6 protein-coding genes are annotated in these 5,982 nt (G+C 65.5%); 2 read left to right on the forward strand and 4 right to left on the reverse strand.

The annotated features are described in order from the left end of the window. Positions 1-89: 89 nt before the first annotated feature. From JWQ89_RS13040 to JWQ89_RS13055, 4 genes are read right to left on the reverse strand one after another with little or no spacing between them, the layout of a single operon-like run. The gene (locus JWQ89_RS13040) at positions 90-1,391 is read right to left on the reverse strand and encodes a glycoside hydrolase family 130 protein (RefSeq protein WP_299641684.1); all 1,302 of its coding nucleotides are present in this window, start codon (positions 1,389-1,391) and stop codon (positions 90-92) included. Then, positions 1,342-3,696 (reverse strand): glycosyltransferase family 4 protein, encoded by a 2,355-nt coding sequence (locus JWQ89_RS13045; RefSeq protein ID WP_299641685.1) that lies wholly within the window; start codon positions 3,694-3,696, stop codon positions 1,342-1,344. Before JWQ89_RS13045 ends, JWQ89_RS13040 begins: the two co-directional genes overlap by 50 nt. After that, positions 3,693-4,631: a class I mannose-6-phosphate isomerase gene (locus tag JWQ89_RS13050; RefSeq protein ID WP_299641687.1), complete on the reverse strand. Its 939-nt coding sequence runs from the start codon at positions 4,629-4,631 to the stop codon at positions 3,693-3,695. Before JWQ89_RS13050 ends, JWQ89_RS13045 begins: the two co-directional genes overlap by 4 nt. Positions 4,632-4,689: 58 nt before the next feature. Then, on the reverse strand, positions 4,690-4,827 hold the full coding sequence (locus JWQ89_RS13055) for a hypothetical protein (RefSeq protein ID WP_299641688.1): 138 nt from the start codon (positions 4,825-4,827) through the stop codon (positions 4,690-4,692). 403 nt (positions 4,828-5,230) lie between these two features. On the opposite strand from JWQ89_RS13055, the gene JWQ89_RS13060 reads away from it, so the two are divergent. Continuing rightward, on the forward strand, positions 5,231-5,464 hold the full coding sequence (locus JWQ89_RS13060; protein WP_299641690.1) for a hypothetical protein: 234 nt from the start codon (positions 5,231-5,233) through the stop codon (positions 5,462-5,464). A gap of 191 nt (positions 5,465-5,655) precedes the next feature. Beyond that, the coding region (locus JWQ89_RS13065) for a hypothetical protein (RefSeq protein ID WP_299641691.1) at positions 5,656-5,982 on the forward strand (327 nt) is incomplete at its 3' end.

Below are 5,982 nucleotides of genomic sequence, written 5' to 3' on the forward strand. Positions count from 1 at the left end.
TCGAGTCCGGGAAGGACGAACGGGTGAGTGAAGGTCACCATTTCAACCGTGACGTCGTCCGATGACATCTCAACCTCCCCTCGTCCCAGTCACGCCGGCTCCATCGCATCGAGCAGCTTGTCGATGCGGATCGTAGCGAAGTTGGAGAACGTGTCCGACACCGCATACGGCAGGATGATCCGCGGTCCGTGCCGGATGGCGCCGCAGGTGTAGACGACGTTGGGCACGTACCCCTCGCGTTGCGACGCATCTGGATAGACTAGCGGCTCGCGCGAGCGGGCGATGACCTTGGTCGGGTCGGCCTTGTCGAGCAGCGCCGCCCCGATCGCATACCGGCGCACCGGACCAACCCCGTGGGTGAACAGCAGCCAGCCCTCGTCGAGCTCGATCGGCGATCCGCAATTGCCGATCTGCACGAATTCCCACGGCCATTCCGGCTTCAGGATCGGCTGCCCCCCATCCCAGGTCTCGAGGTCGTCCGAATAGATGAGATAGAGGTTCTCGTTGTCCTGCCGGCCGATCATGGCGTAGCGCCCGTTGATCTTGCGCGGGAACAGCGCCATGCCCTTGTTGCGCGCCGCGCTGCCCTTGAGCGCCCGCATCTGGAACGTGACGAAGTCCTGTGTCTCGAGCAGTTCGGAGCGGATCGAGCGGCCGTCATAGGCGGTGTAGGTGGCATAGAACGTCTGCCGTCCCTCGTCCTCGAAGCTGACGAAGCGCGCATCCTCGATGCCGTTGGACTGCCACGCCGTGATCGGGAAGATCACCCGCTCGCTGATGTCCTCGCCCGGATTGAAGCTGAACTCGACCGGCCGATCCTCCAGCCAGGAGACCGGCGCCGCCAGGCGCGGCATGGCCGCCAGCCGCGCCGTCGGATCGATTGTGACGCTCCCGTCCTTTGAAATCGTTCCCGCCCGGAAGGTCAGCGACGAGACATGCCCCTCCCCCACTGCTCTGAGGCTCAGGATGAACCGCAGCCCACCGGCTGGCGCCAGGCTCTGGTCGGGATGCGCGACAATGCTCGGATTGAACAGCGCCGAGGATTCGAATGAGTACTCGTGGAGGAAGTAGGAGCCGATCAGCTGCCGCTGCACCGGCGTGAATGCCGAGTGCTCAGTGAACGCCTCCTCCATCTCGTCGGCCCGCCTGTCGAAACTCGCGAGCAGGTTCCGGTGCCGCCCGTCGAAGTTGTGCAACACCTCTTTCAACTGCTGCGACGCGCTGTCCGCGTCGAGCGTGAGGACGCGATCGACAATGTGGTTGGCGCGGGTCTTCTCGTTCGGCTTCAAGTCTTTCGGCTCGGTCCCCGGCTTGAACGGACGGACGATCACCCGGGCCGGATCAGGTCGCAGGTAGAGTGCCTGCCGGTTGAGAAAGGTGACTGGCGACAAGGCGACCTCTGAATGTTTGGTGATGTGGTCTGGCCGGGCGATACGGCAACGGCAGCGGTTGCAACACGTCGACGCGTTCGAGACGGCGCATATCGGCGAGGCCCAGCAGGTAGGAGACGACCGACTCGCCGCCGCAATTCTCGTTCGGGCGATCGGGATGGAGGCCGTCCTTGCAGCTGCCGGTTTCGACATCGACCAGCGGCTTGCCCAGGTCGTTGCTCCCCCGGAACCACGCAAAAGCACGTCGGCCCGCAGCCCGCCACCGCTCGTCGCCGGTGGTCTTCCAGGCCTCGAGGCAGGCCGCGATAGTCGCCGCCGCCTCGACCGGCTGCTGGTCGAAAGCTTTGGGTGGCAGCCGGACATCGGCAAAGCCCTCGGTCCCCACCGGACGGAACAGCCCCGTCGGCGAGGTCTGCTGATGCACCAGCCAGTCGAGCGTGCGCAGCCCGGCTTCAGCGTATCCCGGCAATCCGGTCGAACGGCCGCAAACGATCAGCGCCTCGCAGATGCGCGCGTTGTCGTAGGCCAGCCCCTCCTCGAACCACACCCAGCCGGGCGTCTCGACCTGCCGCAGCAAGTCGCCGAGCCGATAGGCCAGCCTGAGCCGGAACTGCAGCGCGAAGTCGTCCCCCGGCTGCACTTCGCAATAGGCATTGAGGCCCAGCAGCGTGAACGCCCAGGCCCGCGGCGAGCCGAAGCCCTCCACCGGCGGCAACGCCTCGGCAAAGAGCGCCGACGCCCAGTGCCGCCGCGACGCACTGGAATCGTCCCGCGCGGTAACCCCGAGCGCCCACAGCGTACGGCCATGGCTGTCCTCGGACCCCTGCTCCTCGAGCCAGCTCCGGTCAAACGCCATGAAGTTGCGGAAGCGCTTGGTGTCACGATTGAACGCATGCTGCACGAAGGCCGCATAGGTCGACGTCATCGCATCGGGCAGCTGGTCGCCGTTGAACCCGTTGAGCGAACTCGCAAGCAGCAGCCCCCGGGCGTTGTCGTCGACGCAATAGCCATGCGAGCGATCCGGCACGGTGTGGATGGCATGCTGGAACAGCCCGGTGTCATCGGTCATCGTCCGCAGGTGCCCGATCGAGACCTCCGGCAACCGCCGGCCATCTCCCGGCGGCGTCATGACATGGATGCGCGCTGCCTGCTGCGACGGCCGCGACGCACCCGCCGCCTCGAACAGCGTGAGATAACGCGCCGCCGTCTGCGCCCAGGTCATCGACCGGCTCGCATCGTAAGCCCGCTGCCGCATCGCCTCGTGCCGCGGCTCATCGTCCAGCAGCGCCGCGATCTCGCTGCCCATCGCCTTCGGATCACCGAACGGCACGAGAATGCCCCGGTCTTCGGCCAGCAGTTCCAGCGCATGCCAGTACGGCGTCGAAACAACGGTCTTGCCCAGCCCGAAGCTGTAGGCCAGCGTGCCCGACGTCATCTGCGCCTGGTTGAGATACGGCGTGACATAGACGTCGCACATGGAGATGTGCTCGAGCAAAGTCGGCCGATCGACGAACTGGTCGAGGAACACCACATGCTCGGCAATCCCCAAGGCCGCGGCACGCGCCACCAGCCCCTCGCGATACGCCTCGCCCTGATCGCGAACCAGGTTCGGATGGGTAGCGCCGAGAACCACATAAACCGCGTCCGGCCGGCTCTGCAGCACCGCCGGCATGGCGTCGATCATCACCTCGATGCCCTTGTTGGGCGACAGCAATCCGAACGTCAGGATCACCGTCCTGCCCGCAAACCCCAGCCGCTCCTTCGCGCCATCGGGTTCGACAAAGGCAAAATCCGGAATGCCGTGCGGGATGACCTCGATCTTGTCGGGCCGCGCCCCATAGCTTCCGATCAGGAGCTCGCGCCCCTTCTCCGCCATCACCACGATCTTGGCCGATACGGCGAGAATCCGCTCGATTACCAGCCGCTGCGCCGGGTTCGGCGCCGCCAGCACCGTGTGCAGCGTCGTGGTCAGCGGGACGGTGAGCCGATCGAGCAGCACGAGAATGTCGGCCCCCGCCTCCCCACCGAAAATCCCGAACTCATGCTGCAGCGATACCGCATCGTACCCGCCGGAATTGATGATCTCGGCGGCGCTCAGATAGTCCTCCGCATGCTCCTGCCGGATCGCGAAGCGGACTTCCGGCGGATAGTCGTAGTCGCGCCCCGGGTCCGTCATCGCGAAGATGGCGGTCTCGACGCCGCCCGACGCCGCGATGGCCTGCTGCAGGTCGGTAGTGAAGGTCGCAATACCGCAGCGACGCGGCAGCGAGTTGCCGATGAAGGCGACGCGATGGCCAGCCTTCATGACGATCCCACCCGCGGCAGCGCCGGTGGCCGGTCAAGCCCGAGTTCCGGGAAGCGCTTGGCCATCACCTCCATCGGTATGCCGTTGCGGCTCTGCAGCAGCCCCGCCACCGGACTGCTCGCCACATAGGCCATCAGCCCCTTGGCCCCACGCTCGCCGGTCCGCACCGTCGCCCGGTGGCCCTTCAGAAACATCGCCTCGCCCGACGCCACCTGCATCAGGTCGAAAGCCGCCTCGCCCTCGAGCACCAGGAACCACGTCTCGCTCAACGCATCGACCTCCCAATGCGAACTGGGCGCCAGGTCGATCTGCTCCATCACGAAATACGGGCTCTGTGCCACGACGTTGCGGGCCTCGGACAACCGCACAGGCGCCGTCTGTACAATGGCCGGTCCGGCGACCGACGATGCCACGGCGCCATCGAGATGCAGCTCACGTTGCCGGCCATGGTCGAACAGCCGGAACGTCGCGTCGCTCCGCTGCTGGATCTCCGCAATCACCAGGCCCGCACCAATGGCGTGGATGGTCCCCGCTGGGACCAGCAGCGCCTCATTCGCGCTCACATCCTGCCAGTGGACCAATTCCGGGATCGACCCGTCCTCGATCGCCGCGCGCAGCTGCGGCGGCGTAAGCGTGCGCTTCAGCCCCAGCGCCACCCTGCCCTCGGCTGTCGCCGACAGCACATACCAAGCCTCGGTCTTGCCGTGCGGCAGCCCGATAGCCTTGGCGAAAGTATCGTCCGGATGCACCTGGATGGAGAGCGGCTCCTCGGTGAACAGCAGCTTCAGCAGCAGGTCCGGCTCAGGCGCCTGCCGGTCGGCGCGCTGGAACCACAGCTCCCCGACCGCCACCCCGTCATGGCCGAGTTCGCTCCAGGGACGGAGGTCCGTCTTGCCCCAAGGCTTGCGCACCACCCTCGTGGATGAAAGTTCCATTGTCATGGCCGTCTCCTGGGGTAAGTGGGGCAGTGTCGGCGTGGCGTCGGTCGACGCCCTAGCCCCGCTTCTTGTTCGAAGGCGAATTCATCGCCCCAGCCTTGGCCAGCAGGCCCTCGCCTGCGGCGGGCGCTGCCACCTTGACCTGCTTGGGCTTCTTGGCTTCGCGGTTGCTGTGTTTCTGGCTCTTGGCCATGGCAGGCTCCTTTGCACCCGGGGTGCGGTTGGACTCGAAGGGAGTGGAAAGCGTCGTCAGACTGGCTGTAATGCCTGCTCCGCAGCCCGCGACCCATCTGGTTCGCCGGTCGCGCGAATCTGCAATAGCACTTGAAAATCCTAAGTCTGCCCGGCGCACCGTGAAATCACGGCACACCGATAGCAATCAGCTCGGGCAGCAGGGAGCTTTGCAGCAGTGCGCCTTTATCAGGGGTTTGTCCAACTTAATCGGCCACGCCGTTTCGACAGTGAAAACCGATACTTTGGCGCCATGGGAATTTCTTGCAGCGAGCCCGGCGCGTTACCTGCCGCCATTTGCACCCATCAGAATTGATGAGGCGCATCCTCCTACCGGTGGTATGGGCCCGCAAGGAGGTGTTCTCATGACCACCATGTACTTCGTCCAAGGCTTCCGGTCGAAAGGCCGCAAGCTCGAGCCCGATCTGCCGCAACCGGCCAAGACCCCGGAGGCTGCCATAGCAGCGGCCGAGCGCATGGGACCGACCCGTGACGGCGTCTGGGCCTACTCCGCCGATATCGACCAGGAAACCGACACCTACGACGAGCCCAAGGTGCTGTTCAGGACCGGCACGCTCCCCCCGGGCCTGGGCGAGTAAAGTTCGTCGCGACAGTCACATCTTCGGCATCCGCCGTCATTGGGCCCGCTTTCCGGCGCACTATCAAACCCGCAAGCAGGGCCAAGGCAACGCCGTTGGTAGCCTCGCGGGCCTAAGCGTCGGGCACACGGACACCAACAGGGCAATTTCGGCCGGGACCCAGCCTGTGCCAAACCCTGAAGGAGGCCCTCATGAAGCACCAAAGCCCCGAACAATTGCGCGAGGCCGCCGCGATCGTCGCGGCGAATCCAATCACCACGATGACCCGCCGCGAACGGCTAAACCGTTGGGCCGAGCTGCTTGACCAGCACGCCGGCTCGATGGAAGCGCTCTATCGCATCGAGTATCTGCCCGAGGCGGAACGGCGTGCCTATCGCGGCGGAGAGAGCACCCCGCTAGCAGTTGCCTACCGCGACCCGGTACTGCGCGGCGATGGCCTTGCCGGCAACACGCTCGGCGATGCGATGGACTACTTCGCACTGAACGACGAAGACGCCCATCATCTGCTGTGCGACTGC

This window comes from Devosia sp. (genome assembly GCF_028290645.1).
In the GTDB taxonomy this organism is placed as follows: domain Bacteria; phylum Pseudomonadota; class Alphaproteobacteria; order Rhizobiales; family Devosiaceae; genus Devosia_A.